The sequence below is a fragment of the Curtobacterium sp. UNCCL17 genome, assembly GCF_000686685.1.
Classification (GTDB): Bacteria; Actinomycetota; Actinomycetes; order Actinomycetales; family Microbacteriaceae; genus Curtobacterium; species Curtobacterium flaccumfaciens.
Genome location: NZ_JMLI01000017.1, coordinates 140,474 through 158,173, shown reverse-complemented (window position 1 = coordinate 158,173; position 17,700 = coordinate 140,474). Strand labels below are relative to the sequence as shown.

Sequence of the window (17,700 nt, the reverse complement as noted above, 5' to 3'; positions counted from 1 at the left end):
AACGCGATCTGTGAGCAGATTTCAGCCAGGGCGAGTTGTGGAGGACGAGCCTTCCAGCCGCGTCGCCGGCACGCGCCGGTCAGGCGCGGGTCAGGAGCAGGTCAGGCGACGTGCCAGACCAGCCCCTCCTGCGCACTCGACGGGTACGCCGCAGCGATCCGGAACACGGCCTCGCGCAGGGTCTCCGGTGAGCACGCCAGGTTGAGCCGGACGAACCCGCGCCCCTCGGACCCGAACCCGAGCCCGGAGTTGAGCGCGACGTACGCGTGCTCCCGCAGCGGCACCGCGGGGTCGTCGCCGAGGCCGATGCCGCGGAAGTCGAGCCACGCCAGGTACCCGGCGCGCGGCCGCGTGTAGACGACCCCGGGCAGGTGCTCAGCGAGCAGCTTGGCGAGCAGCCGGTCGTTCGCCACGATGCGCGCCACGACGTCGTCGAGCCAGTCCGTCGCCAGGGTGAACGCCGCCAGGTTCGCGTGCAGCCCGAGGATGCTCGTGCGGCAGGCGACCTCCTCCCACAGGGTGTCGAGGAGCGCGGCGGTCCGGGGATCGCCGGCGACGATGACCGAGCACTTCACGCCGGCGAGGTTCCACCCCTTGCTCGCCGAGGTCACGCACACGCTGCGGGCTCCGAGCGGCTCGGCGACGGCGGCGAACGGGGTGAACTGCACGCCCGGGTGGGTCAGGGGCGCGTGGATCTCGTCGCTGATGACGAGGACGTCGTACTTCGCGGCCAGTTCGGCGATCGCCACGAGGTCGGCCCGGTCGTGCACGAGTCCGACGGGGTTGTGCGGGTTGCAGAGCAGGAAGACGCCGACCCCGTCGGCGAACGCCCGCTCGAGGCCCTCGAGGTCGAGCCGGTACTGCCCCCACTGCTCGAGCAGCGGGACCTCCTCGACCTGACATCGAGCCTCTTCCACGAGCTCGAAGAACGGCGGGTACACCGGCGGCGTGATCGCGACGCGGCCGCCGTCGGGCAGCGCGAGCCGCAGCGACTCGACGATCCCGACGCTGACGTCGGTGGCCAGGTGGATCCGCGACGGGTCGATCTCCCAGTCCCAGCGGTCCAGCGCGAACTGCGCGAAGGCCGGAGCGAGCGGCCCGGGGCCGTCGAGGTACCCGAGGTCGGACTGCGAGACCCGCTCGATCAGGGCCTGCCGGATCGCCGGGGCGACGTCGTGGTCCATCTCGGCGACGAACAGGGGCAGCACGTCGGGCGCGTACCGCGTCCACTTGATGCTCGTCCGGACCCCGCGGAGCGTACCGACCGGGTCCTGCTCGTCGCTCGCCATGCGTCCCAGCATGCCCCTGCCAGGAGGCCCGGCGCGACTCCCGACGTCATCCCACGTCGTCTTCGGGTGGGCTCGCGGCCGGGGGCCGCCCCGTCGGCCTACTGTCGGCAGCATGAGCACGAGCACCGCCGACAAGGCCGTCACCCTCAAGCAGCTGCACGAAGCACCCGAGATCCTGCGCGTCGTGAACGTGTGGGACGCGATCACCGCCAAGGTCGTCAGCGACCTGCCCGGCACGAAGGCGATCGCCACCGCCGGGCACTCGATCGCCGCGTCGTACGGGTACGAGGACGGCGGCATGCCCCTCGACCTCGCCCTGTCCGGGGCAGCGGTCGTCGCCGCCGCCACGGACCTGCCGGTCACCGCGGACCTGGACGACGGCTACGAGGACCCCGCCGAAACGATCCGCCGCGCCATCGGCTCGGGCATCGTCGGTGCCAACGTCGAGGACCGGCTACGGCCCTTCGACGAGGCCGTCGCCCGCGTCGCCGCGATCACCGCTGCGGCACAGGCCGAGGGCGTCGACTTCCAGCTGAACGCCCGCACCGACGCGATCGTGCGCGGCGGCGACCGCCCGATCGACGAGAGCATCGAGGACGCGATCGCCCGCGGCAAGGCGTTCCTGGACAACGGTGCCGCCCTGGTCTTCGTGCCCGGCGCGATCGAGCGTTCCGTGGTCGAGCGACTCGTCGCCGGTCTGGGCCGCGGCAAGCTCTCGGTCATCGGCCTGCCCGGCGCCCTGCCCGCCGCGGAGTACGAGGCGCTCGGCGTCGCCCGCATCTCCTACGGCCCGCTCACGCAGCGGGTCGCGCTGCGCGCGCTCCGCGACCTGGCGACCGACCTGTACGCGGACGGCGTCGTGCCGGAGGACACCCCGACCCTGAACTGAGCCCAGTGCAGACGGGAGGCCCGGTGCCAGCTGGCACCGGGCCTCCCGTCCATCACATGGTCGCGATCGCGACCCGCGCAGCTCAGCCGAGCGCCGGGTACAGCGCGGGCGTGGTGCGCGCGTGCGTCTCCTGCTCGAAGGCGTAGCCGAGGCCGATGACCGTGCTCTCGTCGAACGAGCGGCCGAGGAACTCCAGGTTCACGCCGGCACCGGTGATCGTGTTGTCGGCAGCGGTCGCCTGGCCCATCGGGACGGTGATCGCCGGCATGCCGGTGTTCGGGCTGAGGCGCATGTTCGTCGACTGCGTGCCGTACGGCGTGCCCGACGGGTAGACGAGCGCGTCGAGGTCCTGGTCGTCGAGCATCTGCGTCACGAGCTGCTTGCCGGTGGCGAGCTGCGTCGTGTGCGAGCCCGTCGGTCCGGCCCACGCCTGGTACTGCGTGTCGGTGATCAGGTCGCGCGACTGGTAGGTGCTCTTGCGGCTCGGCACGTACTCGCCCGAGGCCAGGATGCCCTGCAGCGAGCGAGCGGCGACGTCGGGGTCGAGGTGCTTCGCCACGTACTCGTCCAGGTCGTGCTTGAACTCGTTCGTGCTGCCGCTGCCCTCGGACAGGACCCGGTTGAAGGCCGTCGTCGCCGTGATCGGGACGACGGTGGCACCGGCGGCCTCGAGCTTCGCGACGGAGGCGTCGAACAGGCGCTTCGTCGTGGCGTTCGTGCCGACCATGCTCGTCACGTAGCCGATGCGGGAGCCCTGCAGGGAGTCGGCGTCGAGCGACGACGTGTACGACGTCGGCACCTTGCCGGCCTGCGCACTCGTCGCCGGGTCCGCCGCGTCCACGCCGGTGACGGCGTCGAGCGCGACCGCGGCGTCGGTCACCGAGCGCGTGATCGGGCCGCCGGTGTCCTGGGACAGGGCGAGCGGGATGATCCCGTCGCGGCTGGTCAGGCCGACCGTGGGCCGGATGCCGACGAGCTGGTTGTACGTCGACGGCACACGGATCGACCCGCCCGTGTCCGTGCCGAAGCCGATCCCGGCGAGGTTCGCGGAGATCGCCGCGCCGGTGCCGCCGCTCGAGCCACCGGCCGTCTGCGCCGTGTTGTACGGGCTGGCGACCAGGAGCGACGAGCCTGCGGGCTGGTTCGACGAGAACTCGGAGACGAAGCCGAAGGCGAACTCGTCGAGGCTGGCCTTCGCCAGGATCACGGCGCCGGCGTCGCGGAGGCCGGTGACCATGGCGGCGTCGGTGTCGGTCTGGTTGTCGTCCCAGCAGCCGCAGCCACCGGTGGTGGGCATGTCCTTCGTGTCGTAGTTGTCCTTCACCGCGATCGGCACGCCGAGCAGCATGCTCGTCATCCCGTGCTCGGCGCGCTCGGCGTCCGCGGTCTTCGCGGCGGCCAGGGCGTCGGCGTTGGTGGTGACGATCGAGTTGAGCGGGCGCCCGGTCGACGCGGTGTCGACCTTCGCGCGGTCGTAGGCGGCGATGCGGTCGAGGTAGTCCTCGGTGATCGCGACCGACGTGGTGACCCCGGCGTTCATCGCGGCCTGCATGTCGATGGTCGACGCCTCGACGAGCTGGAAGGGGCCGTCGTCGTAGATCATCCGCTGGGACAACCCGGCCAGGTCGGCGACGGTGATGGTGCCGTCGGCGTCGGTGTCCGCGGCGCTGACCGTCGCCCAGTCGGTGCTCGCGGTCGTCGCACCGAGGTGGTCGGTGAGCACGGCGAGGTCGGCCTTCGTCACCTGGTCGTCGCCGGTCAGGTCGAGGTCCGTGTAGTACGGCGCGAGCATGGCGGCGGGGCTGGCGTCGACGGCCGCGGGTGCGGCGGCGGCGGTGATCGCGGGGGTCGCGGCGAGGACGGTGCCGACGAGGGCGATGAGTGCGGCGCCAGCGACGGTGGTGCGCTTCTTGCTGGCGGCCTGCTTGCTGGCGGCCTGCTTCGTGGCGGTCATGCGGAGGCTCCGGTGCGGTCGCGGCGGGCACGACGGGCCCGCAGGGTGATCAGGGTGCCGCCGGCTGCGAGCAGGGCGATGGACGCGGCGATCCACGGCGCGACGTCCGCGCCGGTCCAGGCGAGGTCGCCTCCGGTCGGACGGCCGTCCCCGCCGGCTCCTGCCCCGGCGGTGGCGCCGTCGGTCGGGTCGGCGACCGGTGCCGTCGGGTCGCCGGGGCCGGCGGGGGCACCCGTGCCGCCACCGGCGCCGGGCTGCGTGGTCGCACCCGGCGTCGGCGTGGCCGTCGGGGCGGTGGTCGCGGCCGCGGCGACCACGACGGTGGTGCTCGCCGGGTCGTCGAGGGTCGTCGACGTGCCGTCGGAGCCGACGAGGGTGATGCTCGTGACGTCGAGGTCGACGCTGCCGACCGCCGTCGGGGTCAGCGAGATCGAGGTGGCCAGGTCGCCGTCGAGCGCCGGTGAGGTGCCGAGGCGGGTGTGCACGATCGTCAGGGCGTCGCCGTCCTGCTCGACGCTGTCGAAGCCACCGTCCGGGCCGGTGACGCTGTCGTCCCGGTACTGCACCGAGTCGGCCTCGAGCGTGATCTCGTACGCGTAGACGTCGGCGGTGTCCGGGATCGTCAGGTCGACGTCGAACGCGGTGCCGACGGTCACGGTGGCCGGGGCGTCGATGGTGGCGGTGGTCGCGGTGGGTGCTGCCTGGGCCGGAGCGGCCGTCAGGACGGCGAGGCCGAACGCCCCGGCGGCGACGAGCGTCGAGGAGACGATCGTCGCGCGGGGGCGCAGCCGTGGTCGGTGCTGCATGGGCGCAGATCCTTCGGGTGGGGTGGAGGGGTGCTGAGCGGGTACTCAGTGAACCGAAAGCTAACGGGGTGCTGTTTCCGGTTCTGGCCCGGCACGTTTCCGCCCCGTTACGGCTCGTTCCTGCCGCTACTGTCGTGCCATGTCGGTCGACGTCGAAGCCCTGCTCACCCCACCCTCCCCCGTCGCTGCGCGCGCACTGGAGGTCGTGCGGGCATGGTCCGAACCCGCCCTCGTGCACCACTGCCTGCGCTCGTGGGCCTGGGCCGTCCTGCTCGCCCCGACGGTCGACCTCGAACCGGACCCCGAGCTGCTCTTCGTCGCGACGATGCTCCACGACCTCGGCGTGACCCCGTCGTTCGACGCCCACGGCGTGCCCTTCGAGCACGCCGGCGGCGCGGTCGGTTCGGTCTTCGCGCTCGGTGCCGGGTGGGATGCCGTGCGAGCCCGTCGGGTCGGCGAGATCATCGAGCGGCACATGTGGCGGTCCGTCGAACCGGAGCTCGACGCCGAGGGGCACCTACTCGAGGTCGCTACCTCGCTCGACGTCTCCGGTGTGGGCTTCGACAGGTGGTCGTCGGACGACCTGCGGGACGTCACGGCCGCGCTGCCCCGTCTGGACTTCTCGGCGACGTTCGACGGGCTGATCCACGAGCAGGCTGACCGCAAGCCGTCGTCCGCAGCCGCTCGCCTCGACGGCTCGGGCAACGTGGCAGCAGGCGGAGACCGTTGGGCCGCGTTCCTGGCATCCTGACGCTCGGTCCGGTCGCTCGCTGGACTTCTCGGCAGGGTGGGCGTATAGTTTCTGGTTGGTGCACTGCAGCGAACCCATCTGACTCGCGCACACCAACCTCTCGACACCGACTCACCCGAGTCGCATTCCACTCGAGACACCGCTCGATCCGAACGGACGAGCTGCACGTTGAAACTCGACGTGCGCGCCCCGCACTCGATGCGTCGCGCTGGACTGAGACGTCCGCCGACACCGAGTCGCCCTGGCGCCGAATGACCAGGAAGTACAGCACCATGACCAGCAACGAACGAATCACCGTGTTCGGGACCGCACTCGCGGCCCCGACGATCACCCCCGACCGCATCGCCGAGTTCCCGGTGCGCGACGACCGCTCGCAGCGCGAGTACCTCGTGCGCATCGCGGCCGACGACCTGGGGACCTTCGTCACCCGGGGCACCCGGCTCGACGCCGTCGGCGAGGCCGGCTGGACCGTCCCGGGCCGCTCCTGGGCGGGCGAGGCCAGCCGCACCCTGCTGCAGGCACAGTCCGTGCAGGCGGGCGAGATGGCCCTCGCGGCCTAGGTCCACCAGCACCACCACGAAGCGCCGCCGAGTCCGCTCGGCGGCGCTTCGTCGTTCCCGGGCGCCCGTCTATCGTCAAGCGCTATCGGGGAGGTCGCCACGCGGGTCGAACGTGCTGCGGAGCTGATCCGCGCCGCCCCCGAGGACCTCGGCCTCTCGCAGACCGGTCTCGCTGCCGCCGCCGGCATGCAGCAGCCCACCATCTCGGCGTACGAGAGCGCACGGAAGCGGCCGCGCCCGGAGTCGCTCCGGCGGATCCTCGAAGCGGCGCACACCCACCCGAGCATCCCACTCGCCGTCTACGCCGACGCGATCCTCGACGAGGCAAAGCGCTTCCACCTCGAGGACGTCCGCGTCTTCGGCTCCGCTGTGCGCGGTCAGGACACCGAACACAGTGACATCGACCTGCTGGTCCACCTGACCCCGGCAGCATCGCTGTTCGACCTCGGTGGGTTCGCGCACGAGGTCGAGCGCATCACCGGTTTCGAGGTCGACGTCCTCACCGACGGCCTCGAGGACGACGAGTACCTCGCGCACGTCTCCGACGAAGCAGTGCCGCTGTGATGCCGACTCCCCGGTTCACGCCTCTGCCCCGCAACGACCGTGACCCTGCTGCCCTCGAAGAGCAGTGGGCGTCGCTGCAGGCCAGCTTCCTCGACGTGCTCGGTTGCATCCCCGAGGACCGGGAGGCACGACTCCTGCCGGACCTATCACTCGCGGCCGTCCGGAAGACCCGGAACATCCTGTCCCTCGACTACCGAAAGGCGCGGCAGGAGATCGTCAGGGACGCGATCGAGCACCGCATCCCGGCGGTCATCCTCCCGCTCGTCGACTGACCGCACCAGCCACCCCGACGACTCGGACCGATCGCACCAGTTCAGGCGCTCGAAGACCATCGTGGCTTGCACCCGGTCCCCGCCGCGGAAGCCCGCGCTCCCTGAGGAAGCCGTTGTGTTCGTGTGTGCAGACGGTACCCGAGAGCAGCCTGCGCGTTGATCGCCTTGTCGAGCTCGGTCAGGTTGCCAGAACCCGGAAAGAAAGCAGACAATCCGCTGCGAAACGGGCGATGGCTCGCACTTCGGCTACGTACAACCGTTCGGGACCCCCCCTGACGGGCACTTACAACGGAAGTCCCCCTTAGACGCTGGCACGTGCGTCGGGCGCGAGCCGAGTTTCCTGAGAAACTCGAGCAGCATGGGGAGAGTCAAATGTTTCGCGCCAGATCCCGTGTAGCGACTGAGCAGATCGGGCAGCTGATGCCCAATCTGCCGTTCGAACCAATGGCGGCTGGCGACCGATGCGAAACGCAAGGCGTAAACGCAGTCGCTCAATATCACTGGGCCGTCCACGATGCGGACCCGAAACGAAATCGGATTACCAACGCGCGGTAGAACTAAGAGCAGGCCACTGGTGGACCACCTGATTTCAGCTTCACTTGCCGAACTCTGCCCGTCAGCGGCGAGGGCGATCTCTCGAGTGTGCACAAAGCGCACCGATCCTGTGTCAGAGCCACGCATTCGAGCAACGGCCACCCTGCCACGAATAACCTCCACGCAAGAACACACATCGGCTGGAAGTGCCGGAACAAGTGGCGGAGGTTGTCGATCGACGAGAGGGACCCCGGTGTCGCTGACGCGTTTCCTGTCAAATCTGATGAGAACCACATCGACGGTTGCCTTAGCGAACACCTTACCGCCGAGATGCATTGGTTCCGATATGTCCCAGGATCTTGATGCCCAAGACATAAACCGCGAACCTCGCTCAGAGGTCAGGACCCCCGCGGGAAGCAGCGCAACGATGCCTGCCTTTGGGCGGATTGCGCTCATCGACCTCCACACGAACGCAAGTGCCGTCGGCAGACGGACCGTGCAACCATCTAAGCTGGCAAGCACACCACCGGAGCCCCGGTACGAAAAAGGTGGGTTGAGAACCACCCAATCAAGCCCGTAACGAGACAGATCGCGAAAAACTCTAGTCGAAGCAACGGCGCGATGATTGAGAAAGTCGGCACGACTCGAGGTCGTTACCCCCGACGCTGCCTGGAGAGCCCTATGAGCCCGCTCGTCAGAATCTATGCCGAATAACTTCGCGGACCCACCGAATCGCCGCTCGGCAGCCGAGAGTAAGGAACCGGTCCCGGCCGTCGGATCGAGGATCGAACCCGAAAATCCATCGGGCAACTCCGAAATGAGTCGATCGGCCAGCCACAACGGAGTGTAATGACGATCGACCGTCACCGCTCGAACTCTTCCCAACGGTCTACTTCTTCGTCCGCCGAAGCGCGAGCGCCCCTGAAAACTTCCGTCTGGACAAAGGCTGGAAGATCAAAAACGCACATACGATTAGCCCCCACCGATCGTTTCCGACTCCGCTTGGGGTGATCGTAGAGAAGCTCAACCCGGGTACCACGGGATAGCGCAAATAGCACCGCTCCAACACCATGAGGCTTCGTACCAATTGGCGCCAACTTGATGCGATCGCTCGGCATATCTTCCGAGATGCGCGTGATTGCGTCGAATACATCGAAAGGGCAATTCGCCTTAGCAAACGCCACCCGTCTATGCATATAATCGATTTCAAGCGGCACTCTATTACCCTTGTACGCGTAGTCTACATACTCGGGTCGATACCCGGGAAGCCCGATGACGGGAAAGGTCTTGTTTGAATCGTACTCCGTTTGATCAAGCACCCGGGTAAATCGATTGCCTTCGAATCCAAGAAGTGGAATGAGTATCGACGATTGCTGCGATACTGAAGGTAGACGAGCGAACCCTGGGAGCGGACTTATTTCCTCGAATCGCTCGGACAAATTGAACACCCGAGCAGCATTAGGTTGCTCGACTGACGAATACTCCATCGGCTCGACGTAGAGCACTGTCGGAGTTCTCTCGATCGACACGGCAGCGCGCAAAATCGATACCCAGGATCGATGCGTCAAGCCAGTGATATCGAGATAGATCGATCCCTCCACAAGGGCGAGGAACGCCGTCAACTCGGTGTCGTCGTGGATATAGACCGGCGTTATCTCAGCGTCGCGCAAGAACGGGTAAGTGAATCGAAAGTCTTCCTGAGACTCGCTTACGATAGCTATAACGTTCTCGGGCGCCAGCTCGGAGCGCGTGATCCATTCAAGATCCACCTGGGCTCTCGCTTCGTCTGCATCGAGTCGAAAAATGAACGCCGACCCGTTCGGGAGGCGGTAGTCCATCCTTTTCGTCTCAAGGGTGTAATGAACACTACTGATCATCGACCAGCAACTCCTCGTAGAGCGCCAACTGGGTGGGCAAGGAATCTGGCTCTGTTCCATTGGCGGAATACAACACCTGCTTGACCGCTTGCCCCGTCCTGTCGTTTGATAACGCCAAGACCTCGCGCCCCGATATCGTCATTCGCCTCTTCCGCCTGTGCCCGTAGACAAAATATGGGGCGAAGATCGGATGCATCTGGTAATCATTCTCCAGGGTTTCGGCCGAAACACTTGCTCTTTTATCAGCGGGAAAGGCGAGCAAGAGATTCTGCGAGATCGCGTCACGCAAGAGCGACGACAGAGCGTCGTCGTCAAGAACGTTCGAAGACCGATTGACGCGGAACTGATTGACTTCTGGGGTATGGCCGAAAGGTTCCGAGGCGAGTACTTGAAAAATTCGACCCAAGCCCAAGCCAAGCTTAGTCAGCGCAGCTCCATTGGCAGAAGTTCCGTCTAATTCTCCCAGAACTTTTTGTCCTATTCGAGAAGCAGCAATGGTCTGATGATCGATAGACACGGGCTCGTCGAGCGACTTGCCGCTCGCAATGTGCATGCTCAAAGCTTCATGCACTAGCTGGAGCATGTACCGGATATTTCCGTCGGCCAGTAGGGAGTAGGTCTGCCAGCCAGCATAGTGCTTCCGAATGCCGCGAACTCGCCGTCGCAAAGTGAATAGCATCGCGTACGAGTAATTACCCGTCCGGGTCGCCCAGGCTTGCGGGTGCGCAAGAGCGTCCTGCAATGCTTCAAGCGGCGCCACGCCCTTCGATTCCGCCCAGAAGCCGACCATTGCAGCCTCCAATGGAGGCATTTCCGTCCAGAGTTTCAGATGCTCGTCTGTGGCGCCACCTTTAAGAAGACGCGATCGAATGCGATCCAGCGCCTTGTCGAGTTCGAGTGCGTAAGCCTCCTCCAGGATCGTCAGACCTGGGAACAACGACTGAATTTCTGTCTCGTCTACCGCAAGCGCTCGCGCCAAACGTTGGTTGCAAATGGAGCGCGCAAACTTTGTGAAGTTCTGCTCCTTGATATGGTCAACTATTCGAATTGCTGCAAAATCGGCGGGATCAGAAAGAGTCTGTCCTAGCGCCAAGGTCTCTCGGCTCCAACCAAAACCATCGCGTACGCCGATTTTGAAGGTGAAAGGCGCGTCGCCGACGTGCTTGATCAACGTATTGAAGACTCGCTGCTGAGCCGGACGGAGGTTTTCGTATTCGTCGATAGCGAAACTGAACGGAGGCGATCCGGCGGGTAGAACTCGCGCCAAGGCCTTAGTGATGTATTTGATTGGCGCTCCCAGTACCGAGATTTCGATGCCTTCAAGTCGGCTCGGATTGTTCAGCGCAAATTCAAGTTCAACGCTAAGACGACGGACGAGGCGTCTCAGCCGCGACGCATCCGTCGTAGCAGGCAGTCCTAACGAATAGCAGAGAAGTTCGAGTTCGTCAGCCGGAAGTTCAACCACCCCGCCGCGCGTTCTCTCGAGCCATTCGACAAAGGATAGAACTCGTTCCGTCAACTGCAGGTTGACGAAATGGCCAAAGATCTTCTCCCAATCCTCATCGGTTTGGCGACGACCTTGGAAAGCAGAAACGACATTGGTCTCCACTCGCATATAGGCTCCGATTGACGCCCACTGTTCAATGTCGTTCCCGTTTAGTGCGGCTTGGCCTAGAAAAGACAGCCCTTTGAGGGCTGTAGTTTTTCCGGTTCCTCGTCCCCCGATTAGAAACGATGGCCGCGTACTTACAAGTTGCCCCCAATAGACGGGGCGGGAGAACATGGCAAAGACGTCCTCTTCCGATGCGTATTCCGCGCGCAGGTGACCGAAAGCGCGAGCGACCGCTTCGAGTTGTTGTTCTTTATTCGTCATTCCTGCAACCGTTTTCTTAAGGGTACCCAGCCAGATGCCTCAGCAGTGAACAGTGGGAGTGTATTGTCTGGGACTCCATGGTCGAAGGAGATGGCTAAGCCACTTCCGCGGTGGCCGTATCGCCCTGCTTCCGAGTATCCAGCCTTCCGTGCATGTCGCCGAAGGAACCCATCTAGGCCATCTCGGAGCTGATCAGGGACAAGCAGAGTTTTTGCGTGGGAGGCTGAGTAGCGATCGGGCAAGACATGAGCGGGACGCACTTCTATGAAAGGAATTTCGCCCTGTATGCGCTCGACTGCTTTCGAGGTCGCCACTGCCGGCAGATAGTAGCAAGTATCAAGTTTTCGTTCGTTAATCAGTTCTGCATAGCTGGTCGCTTCGGTGGCATTGATCTGCACTTCCCGCCTCATCGCTTTAAGAAACTGGTCGCCGCTACCGGCAAAATCATCGATCAATATGATGTCTGACGGGACATTCGAGTGAGCCAATTTGATTAGCAGATCGTCAGGATCGTGCAGCTGCTCCTCGGACGGAAGGAGGTTGGCACGAGCTTGACGGAGGAATATCCGCCCGGAACCTGCCGGGTCTCTTTCGTCCTCTTGAGGGTACGAGACTTGCACGTTGGCGAGATACTCCCGCCAACCTGAGCCGGAGTACGGGGGAACTCCTCGCATTCGTTCGACCTGGTAGGACAGGGCGTGGAAAGCGGAGGAGATGAGCCGCTTAGTCTGTCCTGAACTAAAGTGAACAAATGAGTCAAGAAGCTCGATTGCGATCTGCTGATCGAGGTCGGCGCGGAAGTTAGAAAGCCAACCCTCGGGATTTATGCCGCCGGGGATAGCTGGCCACAGCCCTAATCCGGAATAGTACCGGCGCGTTTCGAGAATCTCTGTACGTCTCGCGTCCATCACGTCGGGTTCCACCGCTCCACTTGGTCGATCGCAAGCGTAAGCGAGCGGTACCCACTAACGGAAGAGCTGCTGCCGTCAGTTGTTGAAGCGGAACTCCACCACGTCGCCGTCCTGCATGACGTAGTCCTTGCCCTCGATGCGGGCCTTGCCGGCAGCGCGGGCCTCGGCGATCGAGCCGGCTTCCATCAGGTCGTCGAACGAGATGACCTCGGCCTTGATGAAGCCCTTCTCGAAGTCGGTGTGGATGACGCCGGCAGCCTGGGGAGCCTTCCACCCCTTGCCGATCGTCCACGCACGGGCTTCCTTCGGACCGGCCGTCAGGTAGGTCTGCAGTCCGAGGGTGTCGAACCCGATGCGGGCGAGCTGGTCGAGGCCCGACTCGGTCTGACCGGTTGACTCGAGCAGTTCGGCGGCGTCCGCCGGGTCGAGGTCGATGAGCTCCGACTCGACCTGGGCGTCGAGGAACACGGCCTGCGCGGGAGCGACGAGCGCGGCCAGTTCGGCCTTGCGGGACTCGTCGGTCAGGATCGCCTCGTCGACGTTGAAGACGAAGATGAAGGGCTTGGCGCTGAGCAGGCCGAGCTCGGCGATCGGCGAGAGGTCGATCTTGGTGGCGGAGAGCAGGGTGCCCTGCTCGAGCGCGGCACGGGCCTCGCGAGCGGTCTCGAGCACGATCGGCTCGGTCTGCTTGAGCTTCACGGTCTTCTCGTACCGCGGGAGCGCCTTGTCGATGGTCTCCATGTCGGCGAGGATCAGCTCGGTGTTGATGACCTCGAGGTCGTCCTTCGGGGAGACCTTGTTCGCGACGTGCACGACGTCGTCGTCGGTGAAGCCGCGGACGACCTGCGCGATGGCGTCGGCCTCGCGGATGTTGGCGAGGAACTTGTTGCCCAGGCCTTCGCCCTCGCTCGCGCCCTTGACGATGCCCGCGATGTCGACGAACGACACCGGCGCCGGCACGGTCTTCTCCGAGTGGAAGAGCTCAGCGAGCTGGTCGAGCCGCGAGTCGGGCAGGTTCACCACCCCGACGTTCGGCTCGATCGTCGCGAACGGGTAGTTCGCGGCGAGGACCTGGTTCTTGGTCAGGGCGTTGAACAGGGTCGACTTGCCGACGTTCGGGAGACCGACGATTCCGATGGTGAGAGCCACGGAAGAAGAGCCTACCGGCGGCGGCCTGTCGGAGCCGACCCGGGCCTCCAGTCCGTCCGTCAGTACAGGGGACGCGACGCGCCCAGCGTGACCAGCCAGAGGATCGCGACGAGCAGGCCGTGCGCCGATCCCGTCACCACGATCGCGATGGCGGCGCCGGCCGCGACCAGCGCGGCGGCCAACCCGACGGCACGCCGCGTGGTGTGCGGCGATGCGTCAACGGGCTCGGCCTGCGCCAGCAGCTCGTCCATGTCCTGCGGTTCCCCCATGCGCCGAACCTAGTCCGTCGTCATCGGCGGCCGCAGGACCGTGATGCGCCGCTCGACGACGTCGAAGACGTCGACCTGCAGCCGCTGTGATCGCCGCCAGTCCCCCGGCACCTGGAGCGAGTGGTCGGCACGGTCGACGGTCTGGAGGCGCGCAGCAGTCCCCGAGACCCGCTCGGGCCGCCACATGGTGTCGTCTCCACCCCCGATCGCCTCGTGCACGTCGGTGGCGGCGGCGAGCGCTGTGGCCACGTCATCATGCGTCAGTACCGGGGTGAGCCAGACGCCGGGCACCGCGTGGCGGATCGCCCACGGCAGGGCGAAGCAGCCGAACGACTTCGCGACGACGAGGTCGGGCAGCCGGTTTCCCATTGCCGCGGCAACAGCGGTCTCGACGAACCCGACCGGATCGGCACCGGCAGCGTCGTCGACGTGCCAGCGTGGCGCGACGACCTCACACCCGGCCGCGGCGGCGATCTCGCTCGTCCACCACAGCAGCGGCGCCTGCTGCCCGTAGCCGGCACCGGCGAGCACCAGGACGAGCGGACGGCGGTCGGCCTCGTTCCCCATGCGCCGAGAGTAGCCACACGCAACGCCGACGGGAACGGAGGGCGATGTCGGCACCCCGTGCGACGATCGGGACCGTGCCGTTGAACTTCACCGCGATCGACTTCGAGACCGCCAACAGCTCGCCCGCCAGCGCCTGCTCCGTCGGGCTCGTGAAGGTCCGAGCCGGCCGGGTCGTCGATCGGGCGTCGTGGTTCATCCGCCCGCCGTTCGGGCACGACGCGTTCCTGGAGTGGAACACGCGGATCCACGGCATCGTCGCCGAGGACGTCACGCACGCCAAGACGTGGGAGCAGCAGTACCCCGACCTGGTGGCCTTCGCCGAGGGCGACGTCCTGGTGGCCCACAACGCCCGCTTCGACATGGGCGTCATCGCCGGTGGCTGCTCAGCGACGGGGATCGACCTGGCCGAGCACCACTCGCTGTGCTCCCTGGCGGTGGCCCGCAAGACCTACACGCTCGACTCGTACCGCCTGCCGGTCGCCGCGATGGCCGCCGGGTTCGAGGGCTTCCAGCACCACGACGCCGCCGCCGACGCCGAGGCCTGCGCCGCGATCGTCGTGCACGCAGCCGGGCACCACGGGGTCGAGACGGTTGAGGCGCTCGGAGCGGTGACCCGGGTGACGATCGCCCCGGTCCGTGCGCGTGCCGAGAAGCCGAAGGCCGCGAACCAGCCGCGTCTGTCGAACCGGCCGATGGTGTTCGCCGACTGACGGTCTGCGCTGACTGACGGTCTGCGACGACTGACGCAACGCCCGCTGCGCGCGGCCGGGGCGCCACATCCCCGGTGGTATTGTCACGACAATGCCGTCGGCACCGACGCCGGCATCTCCGCACGTGTGAAGGACCGCGATGACCAACGAAGGCCAGCTGCCGTCCGACCTGTTCATGGACCTGGACCGGTCGGGTCCCATGCCCCTCTACTTCCAGGTCGCCTCGCGCATCGAGGAGTCGATCCGCTCCGGCGCGATGCCGCCCGGGGCCCGGCTCGAGAACGAGATCGCCCTCGGTGAGCGTCTCGGTCTGTCGCGGCCGACGATCCGACGGGCGATCCAGGACCTCGTCGACAAGGGTCTGCTGGTGCGCCGCCGCGGCATCGGGACCCAGGTCGTGCACGGGCCCGTGACCCGCAAGGTCGAGTTGACGAGCCTGTACGACGACCTGGCCCAGGGTTCGCAGGCTCCGGCGACGAAGCTCCTGCAGCGCAACGACGTCCCCGCGTCCGACGAGGTCGCCGCGGCACTGAGCATCGAGCCCGGCACGACCGTCGCGCACATCCGGCGGGTGCGGTTCGCCGAGGACGTCCCGATGGCGATCCTCGAGAACTACCTGCCGCCGGAGTTCCTCGACCTGACCGACGAGGACCTGCAGGCGTACGGGCTGTACCAGCTGCTGCGCGGCCGCGGTGTCACGATGCGGGTGGCGAAGCAGCGGATCGGGGCCCGTGCGGTCACCGACGAAGAGGCCGGCCTGCTCGAGATCGAGGACGGCGACCCGGTGCTCACGATGAGTCGCACCGCGTACGACGCCTCGGGCCGTGCGGTCGAGTACGGCGTGCACTGCTACCGCCCGGACCGGTACTCGTTCGAGGTGACGCTCGTCGACAAGTAGGCCGAGCGGTCACGTGGCCGAACGGTCACGACGTGCTGTCGGTCGTGCGCCGAGTGGTCACGAACTGTCGCTCGGACGCCCGGCAACCGACAGTTCGTGACCACTCGGCGGACCTGAGCGGGGCGTCGTGACCACCCCGCACCCGCACCCGCACCGCTCACCCGAGCGCGGGCACCCCGAGCTCACCCGTGACGTACTGAGCACGCCCGAAGCCGAAGGACCAGTCCTGCGGCCCGTTCTCGACGTAGCCGATGAAGACGTCCTCGGACGCGACACCGATCGCCGCGAGGGCGTCGTGGATCGCCCGGTACAGCGCCGCCTTCGCCTCGTCGGTCCGCCCGCGCTGCGTGAACACCTGGATGACGATGACACCCTCGGTGCGCCCGAACCCCAGGCCGGCGTCCTCGGCGATGATCTGCTGCGCGGGGTGCTCGGTGATCACCTGGAACCGGTCCCGTACCGGGATCCCGTACACGTCGACGATGGCCTGGTGGATGGCGTCGGCGATGCCACGGACGGCCTCCGGCGTGCGGCCGGTGGCGAGGTCGATACGGACGAGCGGCATGTTGCCTCCTGGTTGCTCGGACTTTGTCCTTACATACTAACAAGCAACAGCGACCGGGTGTCTACAACTTCGGCGTCGCGGCCCCGTACGTCAACGGCCCGTCGACACGAGCGACGTCGTGCCACGAACCGTCGACCAGCGAGGCCTCCGCAGCCTCGACGATCGACGCGGCAGCCAGCCCGTCGGCGACCGAGGGTGCGAGCTGCTCCCCGCGCTGCACGCTCGCGATGAACTGCGCCGCCTCGATCGTCTTCAGGTCGTCGTAGCCCATCGCCGTGCCGGCGCCCGGCTGGAACCGCCCGAACTCCCCGTCTCCGGGAGCGACGTAGTGCGTCGCGTACCCGTCGACCTCCTGGCCGTCCAGGTACACCTCGAGCTCGTTGAGGCGCTGGAAGTCCCACCGGACCGAACCGCGGGTGCCGTAGATCTCGAGCGTGTACTCGGCGTGCGGCCCACGCATGACCCGACTCGAGTCCATCGTGCCGACCGCACCGTCCTCGAACCGGAACAGCAGCGCGGCGTAGTCCTCGTTCTCGACTGCACCGAGCTCGCCGGTCGCTGCGGCGCTGCGGTCGACGATGCCGGCAGCCGGGCGGGGCCTTGACTCGATGAACGTCTCGGCGAGCGCACTGACCGACGCGATCCGTCCGACCACGTACTGCGCCAGGTCGAGTCCGTGCGACAGCAGGTCGCCGAGCACACCCGATCCGGCACGCTCACGCTCGAAGCGCCAGGTCAGCGGGGCCGCCGGGTCGGACGAGTAGTCGGCGAGCAACGAGCCGCGCACGTTCGTGATCCGGCCGAGCCGTCCGCTGCGGACGAGTTCACGGGCGCGCTCGATCGCCGGGGCGTGCCGGTAGTTGAAGCCGACGCTCGTGATGACTCCGGCACGCTGCACCGCCTGGTGGATGGAGCGCGAGTCGCTGGCGTACCGTCCCATCGGCTTCTCGATCCAGAACGGCTTGCCTGCCTCGGCCGCGGCGACGGCCATCTCGCGGTGCAGGAAGTTCGGCGAACAGATCGACACGACGTCGACCGCCGGATCGGTGAGGACCTCGTGGTAGTCGGCGACGGCCCGCTCGTACCCGAGCCGCGTCACCGCCTGGTCACGGGCCGCCTCGATCGGGTCGGCCGCGACGACGAGCCGCGGCTGGACGCCGAGCTCCGGGAAGTGGTCCGGCAACGCTTGGTAGGCACGCGAGTGCAACCGCCCCATCCAGCCGACCGAGATCAGCCCGACGCCGATGCTGTCCATGGAGAAC

At 66.6% G+C, this 17,700-nt stretch carries 18 protein-coding genes; 7 read left to right on the top strand and 11 right to left on the bottom strand.

The features are described 5' to 3' along the window. Positions 1–101: 101 nt before the first annotated feature. Positions 102–1,289 (bottom strand): MalY/PatB family protein, encoded by a 1,188-nt coding sequence (locus tag BR70_RS0100895; protein WP_231495608.1) that lies wholly within the window; start codon positions 1,287–1,289, stop codon positions 102–104. A 112-nt stretch (positions 1,290–1,401) separates the two neighbouring features. Here BR70_RS0100895 and BR70_RS0100890 point away from each other — a divergent pair, with 112 nt between their 5' ends. Beyond that, positions 1,402–2,178 carry an isocitrate lyase/PEP mutase family protein gene (locus tag BR70_RS0100890; protein ID WP_027464540.1) on the top strand — a complete coding sequence of 259 codons (777 nt, stop codon included), beginning with the start codon at positions 1,402–1,404 and terminating at the stop codon, positions 2,176–2,178. 82 nt (positions 2,179–2,260) lie between these two features. Here the strand turns inward: BR70_RS0100890 and BR70_RS0100885 are convergent, their stop codons facing one another. Both BR70_RS0100885 and BR70_RS0100880 read right to left on the bottom strand, forming a co-directional pair. Next, on the bottom strand, positions 2,261–4,132 hold the full coding sequence (locus BR70_RS0100885) for an amidase family protein (RefSeq protein WP_027464539.1): 1,872 nt from the start codon (positions 4,130–4,132) through the stop codon (positions 2,261–2,263). Beyond that, entirely contained in the window at positions 4,129–4,938 is an 810-nt protein-coding gene (locus tag BR70_RS0100880; RefSeq protein WP_027464538.1) for a hypothetical protein, read from the bottom strand. Before BR70_RS0100880 ends, BR70_RS0100885 begins: the two co-directional genes overlap by 4 nt. A 139-nt stretch (positions 4,939–5,077) precedes the next feature. Here BR70_RS0100880 and BR70_RS0100875 point away from each other — a divergent pair, with 139 nt between their 5' ends. The 4 genes from BR70_RS0100875 (at position 5,078) to BR70_RS23510 (ending at position 7,085) form a co-directional block, all read left to right on the top strand. Further along, positions 5,078–5,689, top strand: coding sequence for an HD domain-containing protein (locus BR70_RS0100875; protein WP_051596501.1), 612 nt, complete (start codon positions 5,078–5,080; stop codon positions 5,687–5,689). A 272-nt stretch (positions 5,690–5,961) separates the two neighbouring features. Continuing rightward, complete coding sequence (locus BR70_RS21970) at positions 5,962–6,249, top strand: hypothetical protein (protein WP_017887091.1); 288 nt, start codon at positions 5,962–5,964, stop codon at positions 6,247–6,249. An 84-nt stretch (positions 6,250–6,333) separates the two neighbouring features. Next, on the top strand, positions 6,334–6,813 hold the full coding sequence (locus BR70_RS0100865) for a nucleotidyltransferase domain-containing protein (RefSeq protein WP_081827168.1): 480 nt from the start codon (positions 6,334–6,336) through the stop codon (positions 6,811–6,813). Then, on the top strand, positions 6,813–7,085 hold the full coding sequence (locus BR70_RS23510; RefSeq protein ID WP_027464535.1) for a hypothetical protein: 273 nt from the start codon (positions 6,813–6,815) through the stop codon (positions 7,083–7,085). Before BR70_RS0100865 ends, BR70_RS23510 begins: the two co-directional genes overlap by 1 nt. A 1,397-nt stretch (positions 7,086–8,482) precedes the next feature. Here BR70_RS23510 and BR70_RS23035 read toward each other — a convergent pair. The 6 genes from BR70_RS23035 to BR70_RS18855 form a co-directional block, all read right to left on the bottom strand. Further along, positions 8,483–9,457: a hypothetical protein gene (locus tag BR70_RS23035; protein WP_155896721.1), complete on the bottom strand. Its 975-nt coding sequence runs from the start codon at positions 9,455–9,457 to the stop codon at positions 8,483–8,485. 28 nt (positions 9,458–9,485) lie between these two features. Continuing rightward, entirely contained in the window at positions 9,486–11,369 is a 1,884-nt protein-coding gene (locus tag BR70_RS23030; protein ID WP_155896720.1) for an ORC-CDC6 family AAA ATPase, read from the bottom strand. Next, positions 11,366–12,292, bottom strand: a complete 927-nt coding sequence (locus tag BR70_RS23025) for a phosphoribosyltransferase-like protein (RefSeq protein WP_155896719.1) — start codon at positions 12,290–12,292, stop codon at positions 11,366–11,368. The genes BR70_RS23030 and BR70_RS23025 overlap by 4 nt, the downstream gene beginning before the upstream one ends. 63 nt (positions 12,293–12,355) lie before the next feature. After that, positions 12,356–13,429 (bottom strand): redox-regulated ATPase YchF, encoded by a 1,074-nt coding sequence (ychF, locus tag BR70_RS0100850; RefSeq protein ID WP_027464533.1) that lies wholly within the window; start codon positions 13,427–13,429, stop codon positions 12,356–12,358. A 59-nt stretch (positions 13,430–13,488) separates the two neighbouring features. Then, complete coding sequence (locus tag BR70_RS0100845) at positions 13,489–13,698, bottom strand: hypothetical protein (protein WP_027464532.1); 210 nt, start codon at positions 13,696–13,698, stop codon at positions 13,489–13,491. Between the two features lie 9 nt (positions 13,699–13,707). After that, the gene (locus tag BR70_RS18855; protein WP_051596500.1) at positions 13,708–14,265 is read right to left on the bottom strand and encodes a hypothetical protein; all 558 of its coding nucleotides are present in this window, start codon (positions 14,263–14,265) and stop codon (positions 13,708–13,710) included. A gap of 74 nt (positions 14,266–14,339) precedes the next feature. Between BR70_RS18855 and BR70_RS18850 the strand changes: the two genes are divergently transcribed. Continuing rightward, on the top strand, positions 14,340–14,975 hold the full coding sequence (locus BR70_RS18850; protein ID WP_051596555.1) for an exonuclease domain-containing protein: 636 nt from the start codon (positions 14,340–14,342) through the stop codon (positions 14,973–14,975). A gap of 139 nt (positions 14,976–15,114) precedes the next feature. Beyond that, a complete protein-coding gene (locus BR70_RS0100830; protein ID WP_027464530.1) occupies positions 15,115–15,873 on the top strand; it encodes a GntR family transcriptional regulator in 759 nt (252 codons plus the stop codon). A gap of 157 nt (positions 15,874–16,030) precedes the next feature. Here BR70_RS0100830 and BR70_RS0100825 read toward each other — a convergent pair whose 3' ends face one another. Beyond that, on the bottom strand, positions 16,031–16,438 hold the full coding sequence (locus BR70_RS0100825; RefSeq protein ID WP_027464529.1) for a tautomerase family protein: 408 nt from the start codon (positions 16,436–16,438) through the stop codon (positions 16,031–16,033). A 61-nt stretch (positions 16,439–16,499) separates the two neighbouring features. Next, positions 16,500–17,693, bottom strand: a complete 1,194-nt coding sequence (locus BR70_RS0100820; RefSeq protein WP_027464528.1) for a Gfo/Idh/MocA family protein — start codon at positions 17,691–17,693, stop codon at positions 16,500–16,502. Between the last annotated feature and the right edge of the window lie 7 nt (positions 17,694–17,700).

What these genes read in the sequence shown, in the direction of transcription:
- BR70_RS0100825 (WP_027464529.1), bottom strand. Translation starts at nt 16,438, where the DNA reads ATGCCGCTCGTCCGTATCGACCTCGCCACCGGCCGCACGCCGGAGGCC.
- BR70_RS0100890 (WP_027464540.1), top strand. Translation starts at nt 1,402, where the DNA reads ATGAGCACGAGCACCGCCGACAAGGCCGTCACCCTCAAGCAGCTGCAC.
- BR70_RS0100830 (WP_027464530.1), top strand. Translation starts at nt 15,115, where the DNA reads ATGACCAACGAAGGCCAGCTGCCGTCCGACCTGTTCATGGACCTGGAC.
- BR70_RS18855 (WP_051596500.1), bottom strand. Translation starts at nt 14,265, where the DNA reads ATGGGGAACGAGGCCGACCGCCGTCCGCTCGTCCTGGTGCTCGCCGGT.
- BR70_RS23510 (WP_027464535.1), top strand. Translation starts at nt 6,813, where the DNA reads ATGCCGACTCCCCGGTTCACGCCTCTGCCCCGCAACGACCGTGACCCT.
- BR70_RS23030 (WP_155896720.1), bottom strand. Translation starts at nt 11,369, where the DNA reads ATGACGAATAAAGAACAACAACTCGAAGCGGTCGCTCGCGCTTTCGGT.
- BR70_RS21970 (WP_017887091.1), top strand. Translation starts at nt 5,962, where the DNA reads ATGACCAGCAACGAACGAATCACCGTGTTCGGGACCGCACTCGCGGCC.
- BR70_RS0100845 (WP_027464532.1), bottom strand. Translation starts at nt 13,698, where the DNA reads ATGGGGGAACCGCAGGACATGGACGAGCTGCTGGCGCAGGCCGAGCCC.
- BR70_RS0100895 (WP_231495608.1), bottom strand. Translation starts at nt 1,289, where the DNA reads ATGGCGAGCGACGAGCAGGACCCGGTCGGTACGCTCCGCGGGGTCCGG.
- BR70_RS0100875 (WP_051596501.1), top strand. Translation starts at nt 5,078, where the DNA reads ATGTCGGTCGACGTCGAAGCCCTGCTCACCCCACCCTCCCCCGTCGCT.
- BR70_RS0100880 (WP_027464538.1), bottom strand. Translation starts at nt 4,938, where the DNA reads ATGCAGCACCGACCACGGCTGCGCCCCCGCGCGACGATCGTCTCCTCG.
- BR70_RS23035 (WP_155896721.1), bottom strand. Translation starts at nt 9,457, where the DNA reads ATGGACTACCGCCTCCCGAACGGGTCGGCGTTCATTTTTCGACTCGAT.
- BR70_RS0100885 (WP_027464539.1), bottom strand. Translation starts at nt 4,132, where the DNA reads ATGACCGCCACGAAGCAGGCCGCCAGCAAGCAGGCCGCCAGCAAGAAG.
- BR70_RS0100820 (WP_027464528.1), bottom strand. Translation starts at nt 17,693, where the DNA reads ATGGACAGCATCGGCGTCGGGCTGATCTCGGTCGGCTGGATGGGGCGG.